21 protein-coding genes are annotated in these 20,081 nt (G+C 48.5%); 6 read left to right on the plus strand and 15 right to left on the minus strand.

From position 1 onward, the window contains the following. Positions 1–57: 57 nt before the first annotated feature. On the plus strand, positions 58–1,557 hold the full coding sequence (locus tag BDT_RS09880) for a hypothetical protein (protein WP_235046077.1): 1,500 nt from the start codon (positions 58–60) through the stop codon (positions 1,555–1,557). Position 1,558: 1 nt separating this feature from the next. Here BDT_RS09880 and BDT_RS09885 read toward each other — a convergent pair whose 3' ends face one another. Together BDT_RS09885 and BDT_RS09890 are read right to left on the minus strand one after the other, a co-directional pair. After that, positions 1,559–2,869: a hypothetical protein gene (locus tag BDT_RS09885; RefSeq protein ID WP_015091096.1), complete on the minus strand. Its 1,311-nt coding sequence runs from the start codon at positions 2,867–2,869 to the stop codon at positions 1,559–1,561. 62 nt (positions 2,870–2,931) lie between these two features. Next, complete coding sequence (locus BDT_RS09890; protein WP_015091097.1) at positions 2,932–3,615, minus strand: PilZ domain-containing protein; 684 nt, start codon at positions 3,613–3,615, stop codon at positions 2,932–2,934. A gap of 75 nt (positions 3,616–3,690) precedes the next feature. On the opposite strand from BDT_RS09890, the gene BDT_RS09895 reads away from it, so the two are divergent. Beyond that, positions 3,691–4,272 carry an NADPH-dependent FMN reductase gene (locus tag BDT_RS09895; protein WP_015091098.1) on the plus strand — a complete coding sequence of 194 codons (582 nt, stop codon included), beginning with the start codon at positions 3,691–3,693 and terminating at the stop codon, positions 4,270–4,272. Positions 4,273–4,578: 306 nt separating this feature from the next. After that, the gene (locus BDT_RS09900; protein ID WP_041577578.1) at positions 4,579–6,444 is read left to right on the plus strand and encodes a potassium transporter Kup; all 1,866 of its coding nucleotides are present in this window, start codon (positions 4,579–4,581) and stop codon (positions 6,442–6,444) included. Here BDT_RS09900 and BDT_RS09905 read toward each other — a convergent pair. Further along, complete coding sequence (locus BDT_RS09905; protein WP_041578324.1) at positions 6,441–7,580, minus strand: patatin-like phospholipase family protein; 1,140 nt, start codon at positions 7,578–7,580, stop codon at positions 6,441–6,443. The two genes, BDT_RS09900 and BDT_RS09905, sit on opposite strands and share 4 nt — an antisense overlap. Positions 7,581–8,010: 430 nt before the next feature. Here BDT_RS09905 and BDT_RS09910 point away from each other — a divergent pair, with 430 nt between their 5' ends. Next, positions 8,011–8,601, plus strand: coding sequence for a YceI family protein (locus BDT_RS09910; protein WP_015091102.1), 591 nt, complete (start codon positions 8,011–8,013; stop codon positions 8,599–8,601). 58 nt (positions 8,602–8,659) lie between these two features. On the opposite strand, the gene BDT_RS09915 is transcribed toward BDT_RS09910, so the two are convergent. Then, the gene (locus tag BDT_RS09915) at positions 8,660–9,577 is read right to left on the minus strand and encodes a bestrophin family protein (protein ID WP_041577580.1); all 918 of its coding nucleotides are present in this window, start codon (positions 9,575–9,577) and stop codon (positions 8,660–8,662) included. Positions 9,578–9,798: 221 nt separating this feature from the next. On the opposite strand from BDT_RS09915, the gene BDT_RS09920 reads away from it, so the two are divergent. Then, entirely contained in the window at positions 9,799–10,404 is a 606-nt protein-coding gene (locus tag BDT_RS09920; protein WP_015091104.1) for a hypothetical protein, read from the plus strand. Between the two features lie 16 nt (positions 10,405–10,420). On the opposite strand, the gene BDT_RS09925 is transcribed toward BDT_RS09920, so the two are convergent. Beyond that, positions 10,421–10,711 carry a hypothetical protein gene (locus BDT_RS09925; RefSeq protein WP_015091105.1) on the minus strand — a complete coding sequence of 97 codons (291 nt, stop codon included), beginning with the start codon at positions 10,709–10,711 and terminating at the stop codon, positions 10,421–10,423. A 411-nt stretch (positions 10,712–11,122) separates the two neighbouring features. Between BDT_RS09925 and BDT_RS09930 the strand changes: the two genes are divergently transcribed. Beyond that, a complete protein-coding gene (locus BDT_RS09930; RefSeq protein ID WP_148278792.1) occupies positions 11,123–12,100 on the plus strand; it encodes a hypothetical protein in 978 nt (325 codons plus the stop codon). Positions 12,101–12,237: 137 nt separating this feature from the next. Here the strand turns inward: BDT_RS09930 and BDT_RS09935 are convergent, their stop codons facing one another. The 10 genes from BDT_RS09935 to BDT_RS09980 form a co-directional block, all read right to left on the minus strand. Further along, a complete protein-coding gene (locus BDT_RS09935; protein WP_080602380.1) occupies positions 12,238–12,819 on the minus strand; it encodes a M23 family metallopeptidase in 582 nt (193 codons plus the stop codon). Between the two features lie 131 nt (positions 12,820–12,950). Next, the gene (gene glyA, locus BDT_RS09940; RefSeq protein ID WP_015091108.1) at positions 12,951–14,198 is read right to left on the minus strand and encodes a serine hydroxymethyltransferase; all 1,248 of its coding nucleotides are present in this window, start codon (positions 14,196–14,198) and stop codon (positions 12,951–12,953) included. A gap of 101 nt (positions 14,199–14,299) precedes the next feature. Further along, positions 14,300–14,776: an RpiB/LacA/LacB family sugar-phosphate isomerase gene (locus BDT_RS09945; RefSeq protein WP_015091109.1), complete on the minus strand. Its 477-nt coding sequence runs from the start codon at positions 14,774–14,776 to the stop codon at positions 14,300–14,302. Positions 14,777–14,779: 3 nt separating this feature from the next. Next, positions 14,780–16,051 carry a beta-ketoacyl-ACP synthase II gene (fabF, locus tag BDT_RS09950; RefSeq protein WP_015091110.1) on the minus strand — a complete coding sequence of 424 codons (1,272 nt, stop codon included), beginning with the start codon at positions 16,049–16,051 and terminating at the stop codon, positions 14,780–14,782. Between the two features lie 6 nt (positions 16,052–16,057). Beyond that, positions 16,058–16,294 (minus strand): acyl carrier protein, encoded by a 237-nt coding sequence (gene acpP / locus BDT_RS09955; RefSeq protein WP_011164461.1) that lies wholly within the window; start codon positions 16,292–16,294, stop codon positions 16,058–16,060. 115 nt (positions 16,295–16,409) lie between these two features. Then, positions 16,410–17,159 (minus strand): 3-oxoacyl-[acyl-carrier-protein] reductase, encoded by a 750-nt coding sequence (gene fabG, locus BDT_RS09960; RefSeq protein ID WP_015091111.1) that lies wholly within the window; start codon positions 17,157–17,159, stop codon positions 16,410–16,412. Between the two features lie 78 nt (positions 17,160–17,237). Continuing rightward, positions 17,238–18,212: an ACP S-malonyltransferase gene (fabD, locus tag BDT_RS09965; RefSeq protein WP_041577584.1), complete on the minus strand. Its 975-nt coding sequence runs from the start codon at positions 18,210–18,212 to the stop codon at positions 17,238–17,240. Positions 18,213–18,215: 3 nt separating this feature from the next. Then, on the minus strand, positions 18,216–19,211 hold the full coding sequence (locus BDT_RS09970) for a beta-ketoacyl-ACP synthase III (protein WP_041577586.1): 996 nt from the start codon (positions 19,209–19,211) through the stop codon (positions 18,216–18,218). A 35-nt stretch (positions 19,212–19,246) separates the two neighbouring features. Beyond that, positions 19,247–19,432, minus strand: a complete 186-nt coding sequence (gene rpmF, locus BDT_RS09975) for a 50S ribosomal protein L32 (protein ID WP_015091114.1) — start codon at positions 19,430–19,432, stop codon at positions 19,247–19,249. A gap of 72 nt (positions 19,433–19,504) precedes the next feature. Then, complete coding sequence (locus BDT_RS09980; protein ID WP_015091115.1) at positions 19,505–20,062, minus strand: YceD family protein; 558 nt, start codon at positions 20,060–20,062, stop codon at positions 19,505–19,507. Positions 20,063–20,081: the final 19 nt, after the last annotated feature.

Here is a 20,081-nt window from a genome sequence, read left to right on the forward strand (position 1 = left end):
CAGTTGAAGCCGTAACTTAGAAACATGATGTCTGACATGATGAGGAAACGAAGTTCTATGATGACAACAAAACTATCGGCCACGCTACTCACATTCTTAATAACTGTACCTGCATTTTCCAAAACAGTTGTGGAATCAGAGTTCGAACTGAAACTACCTAGACAATTCCAACAAAGTTTAATTGAAGAAAAGTGGAAAACACTCACGACTCGCGAGTTCACCGCAAACTGGCAATTTCCTGATCAGCAGGTTGTAAGTCAGGAAATCCCAGTCCACATTAAAGGCATTTCAATTGATATTAAGTCCCGCCTTGAAAAGCCCGCCCTGAGCGGTTCTCAGAGCGCCCTGGAGCTTTCATCCAAAGGTCTGGCGGCAGAACTCAAGATTGCAGAGGTCATGGTTGATCATCTGGTGGAGCGCAATGTGGGTGGCATTATCGGCCGTTTTCGCGTTCAGGCTCAGTGTAAGGATATTGTGCTGAATTTGAAATCCGGTGAAGGTCAGTTTGCAATGAAAGTGACTCCGAACGTGGGAAGCACACAAGCGGGCGCCAATGTTGATTCTGTGGCTCTGTCCTGGAATCCGGGCGCGTGGGTTGTGGCCGGCAATGTGCAATGTTCAGGGGCTGAAGGGTTCTCGGACATCTTGATGAACGAAGTCACTAAAATCACAAATGACTCGGCCAGCTTCGTGGAACCGCAAAAAGAACTTATTAAAAGCTATGTTCAAAAATATCTGGAAGGGGTGACCTTTGATTTCTCCGGCAGCCGCAAACTTGTTGTGGCCCGCCCGGATATTGAAGTCACAATGTCGGTTCAGAGTTTTCAGGATCTGGGCACAGAGGGCTTGCTGGCCAAAGGAACTTTGGCCGTGTCCTTCACTCGTGTCGCAGAGGATTCCAAAAAAGTTTTGAAACTGGATGAAGGTTCCGCGGTGTCTTCAAGCTCGGCATCTTTGCGTCTGCCGAAGGACTTTATCAATGTGGTTTTAAGTGAGGCTTATAAAGGTAATACCTGGCTGCATCAGATCAGTTCCAGCAAACTTCCGGGTTTTTCGACGATCATGAATTCCCGCTTTGTTCAGCTGTTTATCTGGCCTGAGCTGATGAACTATTCCAAGTCAGCCAAATTCCTGTTTGATCTTTATTCAGACAAGGATGTGCAAATCACCGGAAAAGGTTTGCAGTATTCTGTGAAAACAACCATGTATGCGAAAATGCAGGCCCCAAAATCCGGATCTTATATTTCGTTTATGAACTTCACTTTGCCATTCAATTCCAAAGTGACTTTGAAACTGGATGACGGAAAGGTGCAGGCAAAGTTTGTGAACCCGACTTTGGGAATGACGGGGGTCTATGATTCGACTTATATTTCCCGTTACAGTCCTTCGCGCCGCTTTAAGTCTGCCACCATCCGGGATCGTATTATTGATTCCCTGTGGGGGCAGTCGGTCAGCATGACTTTGCCGGATATCCCTGTGGCAGAAGGTTTGTCCTTGCAGGTCAACAAGCTGCTGACGACGGAATCTTCGGATTTGGTATTGCAGCTGACTCCGTAAATCAGAAAGAACGGCTTAAGGACAACGAATAAGAGTCGTTTTTTCCATAAACTCCCAAAGGAGTGTCGGCGGATCCCTGAATAAGGTCCGCCGTAATCGTCAACACCCACGCATCAAAAAAACGGCGGCTCAGCGAATACTGCTGATAAGTGCTTCCGTGGACGCTGTCATACAGTCCCAGCAAATTAAATCCCCAGACTTCTTTCCATGTCAGGCGGCCCCCGGCCATATAGGCACTGCGGAAGATTTCCGTAATAGACAGATTGGAGTCATTCTTCTTTTCCGTGTTCACGAAAGAGTATTGAAGAATACCGATCAACAGACCGCTTTCACCCAGATTGAAGGTCTTCTCAAGACCCAGCACATTTTCATTCGTCCATTTTTGCAGAGCCGGGTTGTCTTCCAGGCTTTGAGTATAGCTGCCAACAGTTTTAAAAAGCATGTTCCACTGATTCATCACAAAAGAAAGTCCCCCCTGACGAATGCGATAGTTATAGGTGTTTAAAAGAACATCCGGATCGACATCAATCACAGTTTTGGGTGAAACCTGTACGATGGTTCCGGTCACCACCGGCTCCACAAAGGGAAAGCTGGCAGCCCCCTCGTATCCCGTCAGGGCCACATCGATAAATTCACCTCTGCGCTGCAGGCGAAAGGCATAATTGTTGTCCAGGGCATTTCCCAGGCTCTGTCTTGAAGAATAATCATAACGCAGATTTTCGGGAAGATTCAGCACCAGATCGTTGTCGGCAGTCTGGGGCACGAAGATCTCCCGTGGCAGCCAGCGGCTTTCTGTGCCCGGCAGAAGTGATCCGCGATTCTGTGGGATATAGATCAGCTCCAGCTCCCAGCTTCCCATGGTTTGGGAATATGAAAGTGACAGCGCGCCCAGTTTTCGGCTGCGTAAGGGATCGAAATACTGTTTCGAGTTCACGATATCCACCGGGTTGTAGCCATCGGTCACACCCCAGGTGAAAAGATTGTATCCCGCCTGCAGGGAAGAGCTTTCCGTCTGGTAGCGGAGGTAGGCTTCGGAGGGATCAAAGAAATAGCGTTCTTCTTCAGAGTTGTTGTTCGGGGTGGCGACAAAAACGGGGCGCACGAAAAAACGCCAGGACTCAAGATACTTCCAGCGGTAAATCGGAATCAGTTCCAGACCATAAAGTTCCGAGTTGGTGTCTTCACCGTATTCTTCCGGGAAGGCTGTGGCCTCAAGCTTTGAATCCAAATGCAGGCTCCACTCTGTTTTGCGGGCGGCAAACACAGAGCCGGGCAGAATGATAATCACAAGAAAGGGAAGCAGCCACGACATTCCTGATAGATCATCATAGCGCCGGACTTTTTTCTATTTAAAGAGCTTTGATAGATGGCAGTTTAAACCATGGCAAACTTGCGCACGTATTCGATGATCGAACTTTTGAATTCTTCTGGTAAGCCGACAAAACGAAGTCCGGCATAGCCGTCGTTTCCGACATAAACCACTTCGCAAGTCGTGTTGATAGTCACAAACAGATTGGGACTGGTCAGCGTCCCTTTAAAGCGTTCGCCAATTTGCAGGTTCTGAGCATCGTTAACGCCCAGTCCGCCTTCGCTGATGGAAATCACCCGGCAGCTGAATTCGCCCTTGGGGCTTTCACAAGCCAGGGTTCCCACCATCGGCACACGCGGGTGGGAGCGACGGCTGATGCCCAGATCATCAACAATGCGGGGAATGGAATAGATTTCCTTCCAAACATTGGAATTATCCGCACACACATCCACCGCAGAAAAATCGGTCATGCCTTTCAGGAAAGAAATCAGGGCTGAGTATTTCATTGGAGGGCGGTCTTTGCCTTCCACGCGAACTTTCCAAAGTCCTTCAGGCTCATTGGCAGAAACCGCCGCTTGGCTTGAATCCTTCAATGACTGGCGCCACTTGATAGGGGTCATCCATTCGCTTTGCCCACGCCCCCAGATTTGAGCTTCCTTGGCAGAGGCCACACGGGATTCCACTTCCTGAACATCGAAAGGGCCGTTGACCTGTCCTTCGGTAAGCACGAACCAGTTTTTTGGATTCACGATGAAGCTCCTCGCAGTTGAGTCTTGTGTTTTATTACAGCGAAAGGTATATGACTTTGTCTAGGAGAATTACTCATGAAATACATCATCGCCGGTACAGACCGTCCCGATTCCAACACTCTTAAAGTTTCCAAAATTATCCAGGGAATCTATAAAGATCTGGGTGAAGCTGTTGAAATCATCGATCTGAAAGATCTGAAGCAGCATCTGCATGACGACATTCACTATGGAAAACCTTCTGAAGCTTTGCAGCCATACTTGAACAAGGTTCTTGGCAGCGAAGGTCTGATTGTGGTGTGTCCTGAGTACAATGGCTCTATGCCGGGCATTCTGAAGTACTTCATTGATCACTTGAAGTTCCCAGAGTCCTTCGAATATCGTCCGGTTTGTTTTGTGGGTTTGGGCGCGATGTTTGGCGCGCTTCGTCCGGTGGAACATCTGCAAGGGGTTTTCGGATACCGCAATGCCTTTATCTTCCCGGAACGCGTCTTTATGATGAATGTCTTTAAGATCATCAATGCTGAAGGGCAGTTGACGGACGAGTTGATGAAGTCCCTGTTGGTCAAGCAAGCCAAAGGATTCCAGAAGTTCACAGAGGCTTTGAAAGCCTATAAACTGGATGCGAACTCGTTTATTGAGAGTAAGAAGTCGACGTAGGTTGTCGGCTCGCGATCAATCTGTCATGAACGCGGCCCTCAAAGTAGATCAATCCCAGGATCAAGAGGGCTGCCAAAAACCATTTCGAGCGAAAAAGCGCATTCCGTGCCATAGATCTATGGTCTCAAAAAGCTCAAAATAAAGGCAACTGAACTTCCTGTAATGTAGTCAATACGCGTCAAATCTTCATGGGGACTGCTGACAACGGTAGGGATCTTATCTAGACTAAAACCTTGTTTCGACAACTTAGACGGGGTCTTTTCTATCGAAAATCCGGGTCATCACAAAAATAATTCCAATGTTTTAATGCTCGCTTTAGGCGCCCTTGGTGTGGTGTTTGGAGATATCGGCACAAGCCCCCTTTACGCCATGAAGGAGTGTTTCGGTCACTACGGCCTGGCACCCACGCCTGAGAACGTGATCGGGATTCTGTCTTTGATTTTCTGGACCCTGGTTCTTGCGATTTGTATCAAGTACATGGCGTTCGTCCTCAGAGCAGACAATAAAGGCGAAGGTGGAATTCTTTCGTTGATGGCTTTGGCTGTGCGCAGCCAGCACTCTAAGGATGTTTCGCGCCGTCGCTGGGTCATGACAATTGTCGGTCTTTTTGGGGCCGCGCTTTTGTATGGTGATGGAATTATCACTCCGGCGATCTCGGTCCTTTCGGCGATGGAAGGTCTGACGCTGGTGGCTCCACAATTCCATCCGTATATTATTCCGTTAACGATCTTTGTGATGAATGCTTTATTCTTGATGCAGAAATACGGCACAGCTCGTATTGGCGTTGTTTTTGGACCGATTCTTCTGATCTGGTTCACAGTGTTGGGGTTGCTGGGTATTCGCGGGATGGCTGAAAATCTACATATCTTCGAAGCTTTGCTGCCACACCATGGAATCGAGTTCTTAATAAATAACGGAATGGCCGGATTCCTGGTGTTGGGTTCTGTGTTTCTGGTCGTGACGGGTGGCGAGGCCCTTTATGCGGATATGGGTCACTTTGGTAAAAGGCCGATCCGTCTGGCGTGGTTCTTTGTGGCTTTGCCGGCGCTGATATTGAATTACTTCGGTCAGGGTGCTTTGCTTTTGAATAATCCCGAAGCGGTTTCAAACCCATTCTACATGCTTGCGCCCAAGTGGGCGTTGCTTCCGATGGTCATGCTGTCCACGATGGCAACGGTGATTGCCTCTCAAGCCTTGATCACAGGGGTGTTCTCAATCACGCGTCAGGCGATCCAGCTGGGATTCTGTCCTCGTGTGAACATCATCCATACCTCCAGTCAGGAGATCGGACAGATCTATATCCCGATCGTGAACTGGTCCATGTTCATCGGTGTCATCTGGTTGGTATTGACGTTTAAAACATCAAGCAATCTTGCTGCGGCTTACGGAATAGCAGTCACGGGTGCGACAACAATCACGACAATCCTGGCCTTTGAAGTGGCCCGTCAAAAATGGAAGTGGAGTCTGTTGAAAGCTTCCGCCATCTTTGGCAGTTTCCTGGTGATGGATCTGGCCTTCTTTGGTGCCAACGTTCATAAGATCCCGCATGGTGGTTGGGTGCCACTGATGATTGGCGCGATCATTTACCTGTTAATGACGACCTGGCAAAAAGGGCGTCAGATTTTGTTCCGACGTCTTAAAGAACGTTCCATGCCGATTGAGGACTTCTGTCAAAAGCTTCTGCGTGAGCCGCCTCTGCGTGCGCCGGGCACGGCGATTTATATGGCGGGTGACCCTTGGGGTGTGCCAGCGCCGTTGCTGCACAACATGAAACATAACAAGGTTCTGCATCAGCGCGTGGCGATTCTGACCATTCAGACCAAGGAAGTTCCGTTTGTTTCCAAACGTGATCGTATTTCCATTCAGGAAGTCATTCCCAATATCTATCGCATTATTGCCAACTACGGCTTTATGGAAATTCCCAAGATGAAACATATTCTTGAGGCCTGCCGTCAGCGTGATATCAACTTTAACGTGAATGAAACGACCTTCGTTTTGGGTCGTGAAACCATCATCGCAGAAAAAGGACCCAACCGTCCGGGCGAAACCGGCATGGCGCACTGGCGTGAACGTCTGTTTGCGATCATGTCCAAGAATGCCCAGCGACCGACAGCCTTCTTCCGCATTCCACCGAATCAGGTGATTGAAGTCGGAATTCAGGTCGAGATTTAATCTTCATGGAGCAGGCGCAAAACCTGCTCTTTGACGTTCATGCCGTCCTTGTATCCTATTTCAATCAAATCCGTGGAATAGGATTTTTCAAACAACAGAAAGCTTGCGATCTCGCTGGCTTCCTGCAAAGTCCCCAGACCCCGCAGCAGATAACGAATCATCGGCGGCAGGTTTTCAGTTTTCATCGAGGCGACTTCACCCAGATCCACTGATGGGGAAATCCACAGGTGTTTCACAGGTTTTACCGACACATTATCAAGTTCACTGGCAGCAATTTTCTGCAGATTTAAATTAATCCTTTCAATGCGTTCTATGTCGGCTTCCAGACCATCCATCATAACCGTGTTCAGAATCACACTGACGACCCGGGCAATGGACGGGGACTCGTGAGTGTTTACTTTTTGCGAGGCAAAGCAGATGTCCTGTTTCTTGCGAACACCGATGGCAATCAGTTTGCGCGCCCCCATATAAATCGCCGGCGCACAAGGGGACTGGTTGCGAATACTGCCATCTCCGAAGAATCGTCCGTCCACCGTGGTGGCGGGAAAAAGCAACGGGATAGAGGCTGAAGCCATCACATGTTCTGCAGTGATCTTTCCGGCAATACCCACTTTGCGCACACGGGTCCAGGTGGGGATTTTTTCTTCCCCTTGAATGAAAGTGACAGTGGAGGTTGTGAAATAGTCCAGCGCTGAAATCGCCACCGCACGGAATCGTTTGGCGTCGATGTTTTTTTGAATATTGCCGAAATCACAGTTTTTTCTGATCAGTTCGTGCAGCGGTTTTGTTTCCAGCAAAGATCGATGAGGCGAAGATTTTTTCATTCCGCCCATGGACAGATCCATCAGCCACTGAATGCCGCCTTTTGATAACGAAAAAATATCGCTGACATAAACTTGCTCGGCGCTGATGCCGGTCCAGAGCTCGGTGAGTTTGGCTGTCGCAGCACCAATGTGGCAGTTGTCGGCAGTCGTCAGGAAAGCTGTGTTGATGGCGCCCGCACTGACGCCGGTGTAATAGGAAAAAGGATAAGCAATGCCTTCCTGGCGGCTGATTTCAGCCAGAGCGTTGATGACTCCTGCCTGGTAAGCGCCGCGGGCTCCGCCGCCTGATAAAACAAGACCGAGGGATGACAAGGTGGCCCCCTTTCTTTTGTCTTTGATTTTAAGAGGCAACAGACAGCGTGGACAGACGTTTTCTGGACTTGCAGAAAAATACAGATAAGCGATACTGAAGTCGAACAAGGCCACAGTAATCTTTATTCGGTTGCTGGTCCCATTGAAGGGAAACCTGCCTTGTAAAAGGGAGTCAGATCGACTCCCTTTCTATTTTGTCTGAACGATGCAGTTCACGGCTCCATCCAAATGAAAAAGAATTGAAACTGCGCCCCTTTGGTATTCCTTGAGTGCTAAGGAGTGCTTTGAATGCAATGTGCCCCGAAAGTCCTGACGATTGGATTTAGGGAGAGGTTTTCTTTTCTGTGTTGATCTCTGTTACATTATGCGGGAAAGTTTTGATGGTTAACAGTGAAGCTAAACAACGGGAATTGCGAAGGAGAAAATGCAAATGTTTAAAACTGTTTTGGCTGCGTTCGTATTGGTAGTGGCTGCTCATGCACAAGCGGCTGATGTTTATAAAATTGATACTAAAGCCAGCTCTGTGGCATGGAAAGGCACTAAAAAAGTGGGCGAATCCCACAATGGTGGCATCTCCGTAAAAGAGGGCGAAGTGACTGTTGATAAAGGTCAGTTGACCGGTGGTAACGTGGTTGTTGACATGACTACGATCACAAATGCTGACGTGAAAGATGCAGGCTACAACAAGAAGCTTGTAGGTCACTTGTCCACTGAAGATTTCTTCAACGCAGGCAAGTTCCCAACTTCCACTTTTAAAATCACTTCCGTAGCTCCATCCAAAACCAAAGGTGAAGTTTTGGTAAAAGGTGAATTCACTATGATCGGTGGTACTCACCCGATCGAGTTCCCTGCAAAAGTGACTGTTGATAAAGGTGTTGCAACTGGTGAAGCTGTTGTGAAAATCGACCGCACTAAATGGGGTCTGAAATACGGTTCTGGCAACTTCTTCAAAGAACTTGCTGGCGACAAAATCATCAACGACGAGTTCGAATTGACTTTGAAACTTGTTGCGAAAAAATAGTTTTCTTTTATAAAGACAAACTTGAAAAGGCATCACGGGTTTCGTGATGCCTTTTTTATTAGTTGAACACGAACTGACCTTGTCCGTGTTTTTGGTGCGGGATTTTTTCTCCGCGCATTTCCTGTACGCTGACCTCGATGGTTTCGCACATTTGATTTAATGCCAGGTCATTGTCCTCAGTCCCAAAGGGCTCTTCAATCTGATTCACGATCGCATCCAAAGCCATAAAGGTGTAAGCCACAAATGTACAGATCAACGGGGTCATCCAGCCAATGCTGTCCATCAGTCCAAACGGCAAAAGCACGCAGTAAATATAAACCGTGCGATGCAAGAGCACGGCGTAAGGATACGGGATCGGGGTGTTGGCGATGCGCTCACAGCCCCCGACAATGTCAGACATGTCGTTCAGGTTCTTGTCGAACATGCCGGCCGTGATGCTGTCGATACGCCCGGCATTCTTTTGATCCTGAACCCATTGGCCTAAATGACGTAGCAGCACCGCGGGTTTGTATTCCGCCTTGGACAGCTCCGTCGTCAGTTCCGGAGTCAGGCGTTGCAAGTCAGCCATGGCGTCGGTTTTGCGCAGCTGGTGTTTGGTGCAATAAGCAAAGGCGATGATCAGCTGCAGGAATCGGCGACTTTCCGTGTGATTGGCGTCAAGGCCTGTGAATGTCAGCGCTTGCCGGGTCAGGGATCTGGAAACATTCAGCAGCGATCCCCACAGCTTACGCCCTTCCCAGAAACGGTCATAGGCGGCCGAATTGCGAAACCCCAAAAAGATCGCCAGGGCAATCCCCATCAAAGTGAACGGCGTGGGGTTCAGAGAGACTTTGACTGAAAAAAACACGCCGTGAAAGTAAATCACCAGCGCAGAAAGAATGAAGATAAAAATCAGGCGCGGCAGAATCTCGGGCAGAACCGAGCCTTTCCACACCAACAGCATTTTAAACCAGTTGTATTTGGGCCGAATGACCATCGTGAACACCTCGATGAAATAAGCCTAGGCCCCCGGGGAATGTCTGTCAAAGAGCTGAGCGACAGGGGGCGCAAAGTGTTCGAACCGGGGTGGAGTGTTTTGTTCTGAGACGCGTTTCACAGTGAGAATAAGAAAGGATTTCCGGCAGTTCCGCTGTTTATGCTCTTGGCGAAGCCTTTGCACTTTCAAAGTTCGAAGTCCATCGAACAAGGAGTGGCTAAATGAAGAAAACCAAAATGATCTTTGCAGCTTTGCTGGCAGGCAGTCTGATGACCGCGTGTGCGAAGAAGGATTCTGAATTTGCCGCCCGCTATGCGAAAAACAAAATGGGTGCAAGTGTTGTCGATGGAGCAAAGACCCAGGAAGCTGGCGAACAAGCCGCAGCTCAAGGGCTGGAAGCCGACATCGTGGGGGTTAAACGATACTGGACACCGCAAGGGCAGCCAGGCCCCCGCGTGGTGATGGCGACCATTTTGATTAATAACACCGAGTTCCCGGTGACCAGTCATCACTATAGCACCGAAATCGTGGATGGCAGTGTGGATGTGAACGGCTACAACGTTCGCTATCACGCGATGTGTGGCAATGATGAGTGCAATCCTTATTATGCCGCGATGGAAGTTTATCAGAACGGGCGCATCGTGATTCAGGAAGGTATTCGCATTTACTTTGATAAAACCAAACCCGAGCATCAGGATCTTTATCAGTGGCTTTCTCCGGGCAATGAATTGCCTTTGCTGGGCTCAAGCCAGACGGATCCTCGTGGCATGGTCGGGTACCTGAATCAGGCGGTCACAGGTGGCAGTTCTTCCAGCCTGATTAAATAAGAATTCAAATAACAGACTATTTTAAGGAAGAGTCCCGCAAGGCATTCTTCCTTTTTTCGTTTTGGATTTCCAGATCCAGCAATTCGGATAAAAAGCCGTGGCGGCTCTTTACTTGACTGTCGATCTTGGCCAGGCGGGTGGCGAGGTTGTTAAACAGCCGTTCGATCTCGGAATCGTTTTCCAATCGACCTTCCTCTTCTTTGATTTCTTCAATCAGGCGCTCCACTATAAAGAGGGCTCCGTTGAGGTTGACTCCGACATCATGCAGAAAAGCCCGTTCACGGCTGAGTTCTTGAGCATCGGCCATAAGAACCTCCTTCATATTAGTATTCAAAGGTCCCATCAGGCCGGCAACTTGTAGGTTTACATGGGCCAAAGTGGCACTGAATTTTCTTCATAGTCTTCTGTCATTAGCACAAGGTGAAAGTGTAATGATACAAAAGGACACCACCTCATAATGACAAAAATGTCCTCAGATCGAATTTAAGAGCAAATGGCACAAAGTTTTTTTAAATATCCGTCAAGATTTGCTTTGCCGCTCGACCAAAGTCATGGCACCTTACTTGCTTATTGGGCTATGTGGCTCCAAATTGGGACCATTTTTGGCACTGAGGATAAAGGAATTATCCGGAGTCCGAATTAGTTAAATGAAAATTAAACGTCGAAAGACGGATAACAAATTAAGAAACATAATTAACCATTATTGAAAGGGAAAACAGTGAAAACACAAATTTTGATGTCACTGATTTTGGCGGGGTCTATGGTTGCGGTTTCTGCTCAGGCAGAAGAACAAAACCAAAATGCAAACACTAGCACTGTAAAAGTGTCTGATGTTCAAAAGTCTGAAGAGAAAAAAGAAGACATCGATCAAGAGATCACGAATGCTCGTATGCGTTCTGAACTTGGTTCCAAGTCTCAATGGTCTTTCAAATCCAGCCTTGGTTACAACGGCGGCTCTTTGCAAAAACCTTTCGATTCTATCCGTCCTAACTACCGCGCTTCTGCGACAATCGAGTCTTTGACTGCTTTGTCCGGTAACGTAGGTGTTAACTACCGTGTATCCAAAGGTGGTAACCTTTCTTTCGGTACTGGCGTAGTTATCATGGCTCCACTTGAAGGCGATATCACTAAGGATTTCCAAGATCCACGCGCTTCCAGAAAAGGTGCTGATGTAAAACGTACTCAAGTTTCCACTCCATACATGGACTACAGCCACGGTTACCGTGCAATGGACATGCAGATGATCTCCAGCGTGACTTACTCTCACTACACTGAAGAAGATCAAACTGATTACTACAACCTGATGGGTAACCTGTCTGTAAGCCAAACTGTGCTTGCTGATTTCGGTGATTCCAAATGGCAGGGTGGTGTGTCTTTGTCTCTTGATAAAGATATCGCTAAAGGCTCCTTCTCTGTTGCTGGCGATTCTCGCTATGACTACGGTGTAGGTCTGTTCCCGTTTGCTGAATACGCTTTCAACGACGACTACTCTTTCAGAACAGTATTTGGTTACTTCCAATTTGCTAAGTACGAAGAGCAGGGCGACCTGATCCAAATGGAGCCATACCAGTCTGTTGGTGTTGGTATCTCCGTTACTCGTGACATCTACGTTTATCCAAACGTACAGTTCACTCCTAAAGACATCCGTTCTGACAGAACAAACGTAGCAGTTTCTGCTAACTTGAACTTGTTCTAATTCCTGAACGAAATTAGGAAAATTAAAAGGCTGCCCCTCGGGGTGGCCTTTTTTATTTCTTAAATATAAAGACGTTCATGCTGGACGTTTTGGAAAATAAAAAACCCGCTTTTATGAGCGGGTTTTGTTTTTAAGATTTATAGCTGTGCCGTGACTGAAGGAAGAAGCGGAAGCGGGTCAATCGGTCCGCGGTCCTTTCTGACTTCAAAGTGCAGGTGAACCCCGGTGGCGCGTCCTGTGCGGCCCATGGCGCCGACAACTTCGCCTTGGCGGACCTTCTGGCCTTCCGCGACCAGGATCTTGTCAAAGTGAGCGTAAAGAGTCGCCCAGCCGTTGCCAGACTCGATCAGGACCATCTTTCCGTAACCACGGAACTCACGACCTGCATAGATCACGGTGCCAGCCTGGGAAGCCAAAATAGGCGTTCCTTTAGGCGCTGCCAGATCAATACCCAGATGCGGGCGGCGTTTGTTAGGTAAGAACCCACGGGTCATGCGTGCGCGATCCACAGGCCAATCAAAGGTCAAAGACTGTTCGATGCGGGGGCTGTGATCTGAAGCGGCCACACGGGCGTTAGTTCCGCCGTTGGGTGCCAGATATTCGCGTGAAAGGGGTGTGTGAAAAGTCGTACAGGAACCCAAAGTTCCCAACGTGGCAATGCATCCTGCAAATTTAACGAGCTGATTCCATCCTGGTGTCATAGATTGAGTATACGACATAAGCCCTTGGATCCAAAGAATTTTTTGACCAAAGGCCAGCTTAAAATAAAGGCATTTTTACTGGTTAAAACCATAAAAAAAGCCCTCAGATTTCTGAGGGCTTCGTAACACTTTGTCGGTTTGGGACGTGCTTAGTAAATCGGGAACTGCTTGCAAAGCTCTTTTACTTCTTCATGCACGCGGTTTTTCACGGCAGTATCTTCCGCATTATTCAGAACTTGGCCGATCCATTTAGCAATTTGCTTCATTTCAGAAGGACCCATTCCACGTGTGGTCAATGCTGGAGTTCCAATGCGAACACCACTGGTGACAAACGGAGAGCGCTTTTCATTTGGCACAGTGTTTTTATTCACAGTGATGCCGGCTTCATCCAAAGAATTTTCCGCAAGCTTCCCGGTGATTTCGCGATCGCTCAGATCCATCAGAATAAGGTGATTATCAGTACCGCCAGTCACAAGTTTGAAGCCTGCAGACAGCAGTTCTTCTGCCAAAACTTTTGCGTTGCTGACAACTTTGCCGGAATAATCTTTAAACTCTGGTTTAAGAGCTTCGCCGAAGGCCACGGCTTTGCCGGCAATCACGTGCTCTAGCGGACCACCCTGGATGCCGGGGAAGATACGCGAGTTCATGGTCTTGGCTTTTTCTTCTGAGTTCGTCAGAATCATACCGCCGCGAGGACCGCGCAAAGTTTTGTGAGTGGTCGTGGTGATGTAATCAGCATAGGGAACCGGGGACGGGTGATGGCCAGTTGCCACAAGACCCGCAAAGTGCGCCATGTCCACCAGCAACTGTGCGCCCACTTCATCAGCGATCTCTTTGAATTTTGCAAAATCCAAGGTGCGCGGATAAGCGCTGTAGCCTGCGATGATCAGTTTTGGCTGAGTCTCTTTCGCGGTGGCGCGGATTGTATCATAATTCAAACGACCTGTTTCTGGATCCAGCTTGTACGAAGCCGCTTTGAACAACATCCCGCTGAAGTTCACCGGAGATCCGTGAGTCAAATGCCCACCGTGAGAAAGATCCATGCCCAGGATAGTTTCGCCAGCTTTGCATGCCGCCAGATAAACACCCATATTGGCTTGAGACCCAGAGTGCGGTTGTACGTTGGCATATTGAACGCCGAAAAGTTTTTTCGCTCTTTCAATGGCCAGGGACTCGACGGTGTCCACATTCACGCAACCACCATAGTAGCGTTTTCCTGGGTAACCTTCGGCATATTTGTTGGTCAGGATGGATCCTTGAGCTTCCATCACGGCTTTGGAGGTGTAGTTTTCAGAAGCGATCATTTCCAGACCGAACTGCTGACGTTCGGATTCTTTGTTGATGGCTGCCAGAATCTCGGGGTCAACCTGGGATAAAGTAAGTGATGTGGAATGCATAGACGGACTCCTTAACGCAGGTTCAAACTGCGTCTTGATTTTAGTCGTGATGTTAAATCAGATGATGAAAGTATCCCTTGAAAGACAGGAATTTAAAAGTCTCAACAACCAGTGTCGCTTGAAAGCTTGTCGACACGCTGCTGGTGGCGTCCACCGGCGAAGGAGGTCGACAGGAACGTTTGAAGCATCTTCACCGCATCATCGGGAGATGTGAAGCGTTCGCTCAGGCAAAGAATGTTCGCATTATTATGTTCGCGGGACAGGCGGGCGATGTCGTTGTTCCAGCAAAGCGCCGCACGAATCTGTGGAAACTTGTTGGCGCGAATGGCCATACCCTGCCCAGAGCCACAGATCAAAAGACCCAGTGCCGGGCCTTTTTGAGAATCAATCAGATTGTTCTTTTGATTTTGAAGTTCTACTTGAACAACTTCGCGGCACACATGATTGGCATAGTCCGGATAGTCGACAGAATCAGCGGAGTGAGTGCCCATGTCCTTCCATTGGATATCTGGAAGAGCCGCCATCACTTTAAGTTTTAAATCCAACCCAGCGTGATCGCAGCCAACATAGACAATCATTTCTTATCCTTCGTATTTCGAGAAGATCATGGAAGCATTGGTTCCACCGAAACCAAAACTGTTGTTGATGACATTGGTGATTTTACCTTTACGTGCCTCATTAGGAACGTAATCCAAATCACAGTCTTCACTTGGATTTTCCAAGTTGATCGTTGGTGGAGCCATCTGATCGCGAATTGCCATCACACAGAAAGCAGACTCAATTGCGCCGGCTGCACCCAACGCGTGACCCATCATGGATTTGGTGCTGGAAACCCAGACCTTTTTCGCATGATCACCCAGCAGGCGTTTGATTGCTGCGGTTTCAAGGCCGTCACCCACTGGCGTACTTGTGCCGTGAGCGTTGATATAGTTGATGTCTTCCGCTTTCAGACCAGAGTCTTTCAAAGCCATAGACATCGCCGCATAACCGCCAGCGCCTTCTGGAGCCGGAGAAGTCATGTGATAAGCATCGGAGGAAACTCCGTAGCCTGTGATTTCGCAAAGAATATTGGCACCACGTTTAACCGCGTGTTCAAGGGATTCGATGCAAAGAACCGCCGCACCCTCTGCCAAAACAAATCCGTCACGGTCTTTATCCCAAGGACGGCTGGCTTTTTCAGGAGCATCATTGCGGGTGGACAGGGCGCGCATGGAAGCAAAGCCTCCAACGGCCAAACCACAGATCGTGCTTTCTGCGCCACCTGCAAGCATCACATCAGTCATGCCGTCGCGAATATAGCGAACAGCATCCCCGATAGAGTGAACACCTGAAGCACACGCTGAAGTCACAGAATAGTTAGGACCTTTCAGTCCCAATGAGATCGTCACCTGACCAGCGGCCAGGTTCGTGATCACAGAAGGGATGAAGAACGGACTGATACGGCCCGGTCCTCTTTCCTTCATTTTGATGGCGGTTTCTTCGATGTTCGCAAGACCACCGATGCCGACACCAATGATGACTCCCGCTTGATTCTTCACTTCTTCGGTCAGCTCCAGCTTGGCCATTTCCACGGCCATTTTGGAAGCTGCGATCGAGTAGTGAATGAACTCGTCCATTTTCTTTTGCTCTTTTTTCTCGACGTATTGGTCTGTGTTGAAACCTTTTACTTCGCCGGCAAAAGTCACATCAAAGCCTGTCGTGTCGAATTTGGTGATCTTGGCGATCCCAGATTGACCACGGGTTGCAGCTGCCCAGCTCTCCTCAATGGTGTTACCAAGGGGAGTGACTGCGCCTACTCCGGTGACGACAACTCTTCTCTGTGGTTTGGATGGACGTTCAAATCGGGAGTTCATAATGAATTAAGCTTTTCCTTTTTTCTCAAGGTAAGAAGCTACGTCTTGAACTGTCTTCAGCTTTTCAGCGTCTTCGTCAGGGATTTCAAGATCGAATTCTTCTTCCATTGCCATCACAAGTTCAACGATATCCAAGCTGTCTGCGCCCAGATCGTCGATGAAAGAAGCTTCCGCTTTAACTTTATCTGGATCTACGCCAAGTTGTTCAACGATGATATCTTTAACCTTTGGATGAATAGCCATTTATGCCTCCTAATAGTGCGTTCAATATTACTTAAATTACAAGTCTAGTCTAGTGTTAGAACTCTATCATGTCGCTCCTAGGCGATATGAAGTATTCGCGAGTTTATTCGCGAGCTTAGTTCATGTGCATTCCACCGTTCACATCCAATGTGTGACCGGTGATGTACTTGGATTCGTCGCTCAAAAGGAAACGCACGGCTTGTGCCACATCTGATCCTTCGCCGATTTTTGCCAAGGGAATCTTATCCATCATTTTGGATTTTACATCTTCAGAAAGAACATCTGTCATTTCAGTTGCGATGTATCCAGGTGCCACGTTGTTCACGCGCACATTGCGGGAACCCAGTTCCAGTGCCACGGATTTGCTGAAAGCAATCGTGCCGGCCTTGGACGCTGCATAGTTCGCCTGACCTGCGTTGCCAGTCTCGCCAATGATAGACACGATGTTCACGATGGAACCTTTACGTGCTTTCATCATTGGTTTGGTAAAGGCTTTGGTCACCAGGAAGGTGCCGCGCAGATTGGTGTTCACCACGGAATCGAAATCTTCTGCTTTCATGCGCAGAAGCAATCCATCTTTGGTGATGCCGGCATTGTTCACAACGCCGTCGATGTCGCTCCATTTTTCCAGAATGTGATCTACAGCAGAGTTCACAGATTCTTCGTTCGCGATATCCATTTTGATGTAGAAGTGACCTTCGCCCGTCAAAGAGTGAGCCACCTGTTGAGCGGCCTCTTCGCGGGAAGAGTAAGTGAAGGCAACCTGAGCGCCTTCATCAGCAAGAAGCTTAACGATAGCAGCGCCAATTCCGCGGCTGCCACCAGTGACAACAATTTTCTTTCCTTGAAGCGACTTTCCGCTCATGTGCAAAATCCTTTTAAGCAATAACCTGTGTTGTTTTCAGCACACTGTGACCGAACTCCGAATAAAGCTCAAGAAATTTTAATGACTCGTAGCTTTCAGAAATTCTTCAATAATTTTCACATCTTCGATGGAAGTTGTCGTCATGACTTTGAAGAAATCCCCGTCGATCTTTTTCAGCAGGCCCTGAAGGACCTTGCCAGCACCACACTCGATAACTTGAGAGTGACCCATGCCTTTAAGAACTTCCATGCTCTGAGTCCAGCGCACAGGGGCTGACACCTGACGAATCAGATTTTCACGCAGGATGGAACCGTCGGTTTCAGCTTTGGCGTGGAAGTTTTGAATGATCGGGAAGGTCGCTGTTTCAAATTTCATCGCGGTCAGGACTTCTCTCATCTTGTCTTCGGCAGGCTTCATCATTTCACAATGGAAAGGAGCCGAAACAGTCAATGGGATAAGCTTTGCGCGTTTTGGAGCTTCTGCAAAAATCAACTCTGGTTTGAAGTTGTCCTTCAGCCAGTTGATGGCTTTTTGTGAACCGGAAATAACGATTTGCCCTGGGGAATTGAAATTGGCAGCTGACAATGGACCCACGCCGGAGTTTTTCACAACGTAGTTACAAAGTGTTTCAACCTGATCAGGCTCAAGACCCAACACAGCCACCATGCCGCCTTGACCCACTGGAACGGCAGACTGCATCGCCTGACCACGGGTTTTTACCGCGCGCATGGATTCGTCAAAACGAGTCACGCCCGCTGCGACAAGGGCTGCGTATTCGCCGATAGAGTGGCCAGCAGCCACAGACGCTTTCACGCCGAATTCTTTCGTCAGCACACGTTGAGTGGCTGTGGAGACCAACAGCAAAGCGGGTTGTGTGTTCTCGGTTAAAGCCAAGTCAGCTTCAGAACCTTCGAAGCACAGCTTTTTCATGTCTTGTTTCAGAGCTTCGGAACCTTCTTCGAAAGTTTCCTGAGCGACCTTGAAGTTTTCAAACAAAAAACGGCCCATGCCAGGTTGCTGGCTGCCTTGTCCTGGGAATACCAATGTAAACATTTTTTAGTACCTCAATAGAATACTGCCGGAAGTAAGACCTGCACCGAATGCGGTAAGCAAAATAGTCTGACCCCGTTTGATCTTGCCGTTTTTAACAGCCCAATCGAATGCAAGAGGGATGGAAGCTGCGGATGTGTTACCAGTTTCCTGGAGATACACGATCACACGTTCCATTGGGAATTTAAATTGATCTGCAACCGCCTCGATGATGCGCTTGTTGGCCTGGTGAGGAACAATCCAGTCGACCTGTTCAGGTGCAACCTTGTTGTGTTCCAGAGCCTCTTGGCAGCAGGACGCCATCGTGCGAACCGCGTTCTTAAAGATATCGCGGCCCTTCATGGTCATGAAGTGCAGGCCTTTGTCGATGGCTTCGTGGGATTGCGGGATTCTGCTGCCGCCCGCTGGAAGGATCAGAAGATCCGCCAGGTTGCCGTCGGCACGCAGGTGAGAGCTTTCAATAACGTTCGTCTGGCCTTCCGCTGCACGGGACACGACCCACGCCCCAGCACCGTCTCCGAAAAGAATGCAGGTTTCGCGGTCTTTGTAGTTCATGTAGCGGGAAAGGACTTCCGCACCGATAACCAGGATGTTTTTGTACATGCCTGTGCGGATGAATTGGTCGGCAATGCTGACGCCGTAGAGGAAGCCGGAGCAAGCTGCGTTCAAGTCCACAGCCATGATGTTTTTTGCTCCAAGTTTCGCTTGTACAAAGCACGCAGTGGACGGCATTTGATGGTCACCAGTTACGGTGCCCACCAGAATCATATCGATATCTTCGACTTTTAGATTAGCATCTTCCAGAGCGCGCTTGGCGGCGATGACACAAAGATCAGAAGTGGCCTGATCTTCGGAGGCGATATGGCGGCGTTCGATCCCGGTTCTTTCAACGATCCACTGATCGTTGGTTTCTACCATCTTTTCAAGATCCGTGTTTGAAAGGATCTTTTCAGGTAGATAGGAGCCTATCCCTGAAACTCGAGATCGATACATTCCTGCCATGGAGTCAACCTATTCTGTTCTGTTATGAAGCGAGATTATTTCGCTGCGCTGATTTGTTTGCCTTTGTAGTACAAAGCACCGTCAGCACTTTTGTGTGCGCGGTGAGGGCGAACAAGTTCACCAGTCTTTTTTTCTACAGCGATAGCTGGAGCAGTAAGACCGTCGTGAGAGCGGCGCATGTCACGCTTGGAGCGGGATGTTTTCTTCTTAGGAGTTGGCATTTCAAACCTCGTTTTAAATCAGTATTTAGCAAAGCACGTTAATTTAACCAAAGAACAATAAAAATCAACAATTTAATTGAGTTTTAAATTCTTTAGAGCCGCAAATGGATTCTGGGGCTTTTCTACCGGCATTTGTTCTTCGTAGATAAGGCCTTGTCCTGACTCGGGAATTCTGCAATCTGAGGGTTTTCCGTCTTCGCCAATTTCCGGACATGCCGGATTAAAAGGCGCAGCAAGAGCAACCACTTCATGCAGGTATTCGCTCATATCAAAAACCATATTTTCGTATTCAGAAACCTCAGGACCGCCTTCTGGCAGGTCGCTGACATGGTTCACCTTGGAATACTTGCTGGCGCGGGGCTGTTCGCGCTTAGGGATCAGGATTTCGTGGAATCTTTCGCTGACCGGCAAATTGAAGTCATTTCCGCAGCGGGAGCAGACTTCCGGGGATTTGGTCTTGATTTTCCCGGTCAGTTCGAAGTCCTTGGAATTCAAAGGTTTAATGAAAAACTCAGCGTCGTAGGCGTTTTTGCCCACGATGTCGGCCAAAACCGCATTGGCTTCGCCAGTTTGAGTGGTCCAGTGATAGGCGCGGCCTTCTTCAGGGACTTCAGTCAATTTGATCTTCATAGAAACTCCTCAGCTTCCC

It is taken from the genome of Bdellovibrio bacteriovorus str. Tiberius, assembly GCF_000317895.1.
GTDB lineage: Bacteria > Bdellovibrionota > Bdellovibrionia > Bdellovibrionales > Bdellovibrionaceae > Bdellovibrio > Bdellovibrio bacteriovorus_F.

Excerpts from the sequence above, each read along its gene's own strand:
- BDT_RS09970 (WP_041577586.1), bottom strand. The coding sequence starts at position 19,211 with ATGGCAGGAATGTATCGATCTCGAGTTTCAGGGATAGGCTCCTATCTA.
- fabG (WP_015091111.1), bottom strand. The coding sequence starts at position 17,159 with ATGAGCGGAAAGTCGCTTCAAGGAAAGAAAATTGTTGTCACTGGTGGC.
- BDT_RS09900 (WP_041577578.1), top strand. The coding sequence starts at position 4,579 with ATGCTCGCTTTAGGCGCCCTTGGTGTGGTGTTTGGAGATATCGGCACA.
- BDT_RS09885 (WP_015091096.1), bottom strand. The coding sequence starts at position 2,869 with ATGTCGTGGCTGCTTCCCTTTCTTGTGATTATCATTCTGCCCGGCTCT.
- glyA (WP_015091108.1), bottom strand. The coding sequence starts at position 14,198 with ATGCATTCCACATCACTTACTTTATCCCAGGTTGACCCCGAGATTCTG.
- BDT_RS09880 (WP_235046077.1), top strand. The coding sequence starts at position 58 with ATGATGACAACAAAACTATCGGCCACGCTACTCACATTCTTAATAACT.
- BDT_RS09915 (WP_041577580.1), bottom strand. The coding sequence starts at position 9,577 with ATGGTCATTCGGCCCAAATACAACTGGTTTAAAATGCTGTTGGTGTGG.
- fabD (WP_041577584.1), bottom strand. The coding sequence starts at position 18,212 with ATGTTTACATTGGTATTCCCAGGACAAGGCAGCCAGCAACCTGGCATG.
- fabF (WP_015091110.1), bottom strand. The coding sequence starts at position 16,051 with ATGAACTCCCGATTTGAACGTCCATCCAAACCACAGAGAAGAGTTGTC.
- BDT_RS09980 (WP_015091115.1), bottom strand. The coding sequence starts at position 20,062 with ATGAAGATCAAATTGACTGAAGTCCCTGAAGAAGGCCGCGCCTATCAC.
- BDT_RS09920 (WP_015091104.1), top strand. The coding sequence starts at position 9,799 with ATGAAGAAAACCAAAATGATCTTTGCAGCTTTGCTGGCAGGCAGTCTG.
- BDT_RS09895 (WP_015091098.1), top strand. The coding sequence starts at position 3,691 with ATGAAATACATCATCGCCGGTACAGACCGTCCCGATTCCAACACTCTT.
- rpmF (WP_015091114.1), bottom strand. The coding sequence starts at position 19,432 with ATGCCAACTCCTAAGAAGAAAACATCCCGCTCCAAGCGTGACATGCGC.
- BDT_RS09925 (WP_015091105.1), bottom strand. The coding sequence starts at position 10,711 with ATGGCCGATGCTCAAGAACTCAGCCGTGAACGGGCTTTTCTGCATGAT.
- BDT_RS09945 (WP_015091109.1), bottom strand. The coding sequence starts at position 14,776 with ATGATTGTCTATGTTGGCTGCGATCACGCTGGGTTGGATTTAAAACTT.
- acpP (WP_011164461.1), bottom strand. The coding sequence starts at position 16,294 with ATGGCTATTCATCCAAAGGTTAAAGATATCATCGTTGAACAACTTGGC.
- BDT_RS09910 (WP_015091102.1), top strand. The coding sequence starts at position 8,011 with ATGTTTAAAACTGTTTTGGCTGCGTTCGTATTGGTAGTGGCTGCTCAT.
- BDT_RS09935 (WP_080602380.1), bottom strand. The coding sequence starts at position 12,819 with ATGTCGTATACTCAATCTATGACACCAGGATGGAATCAGCTCGTTAAA.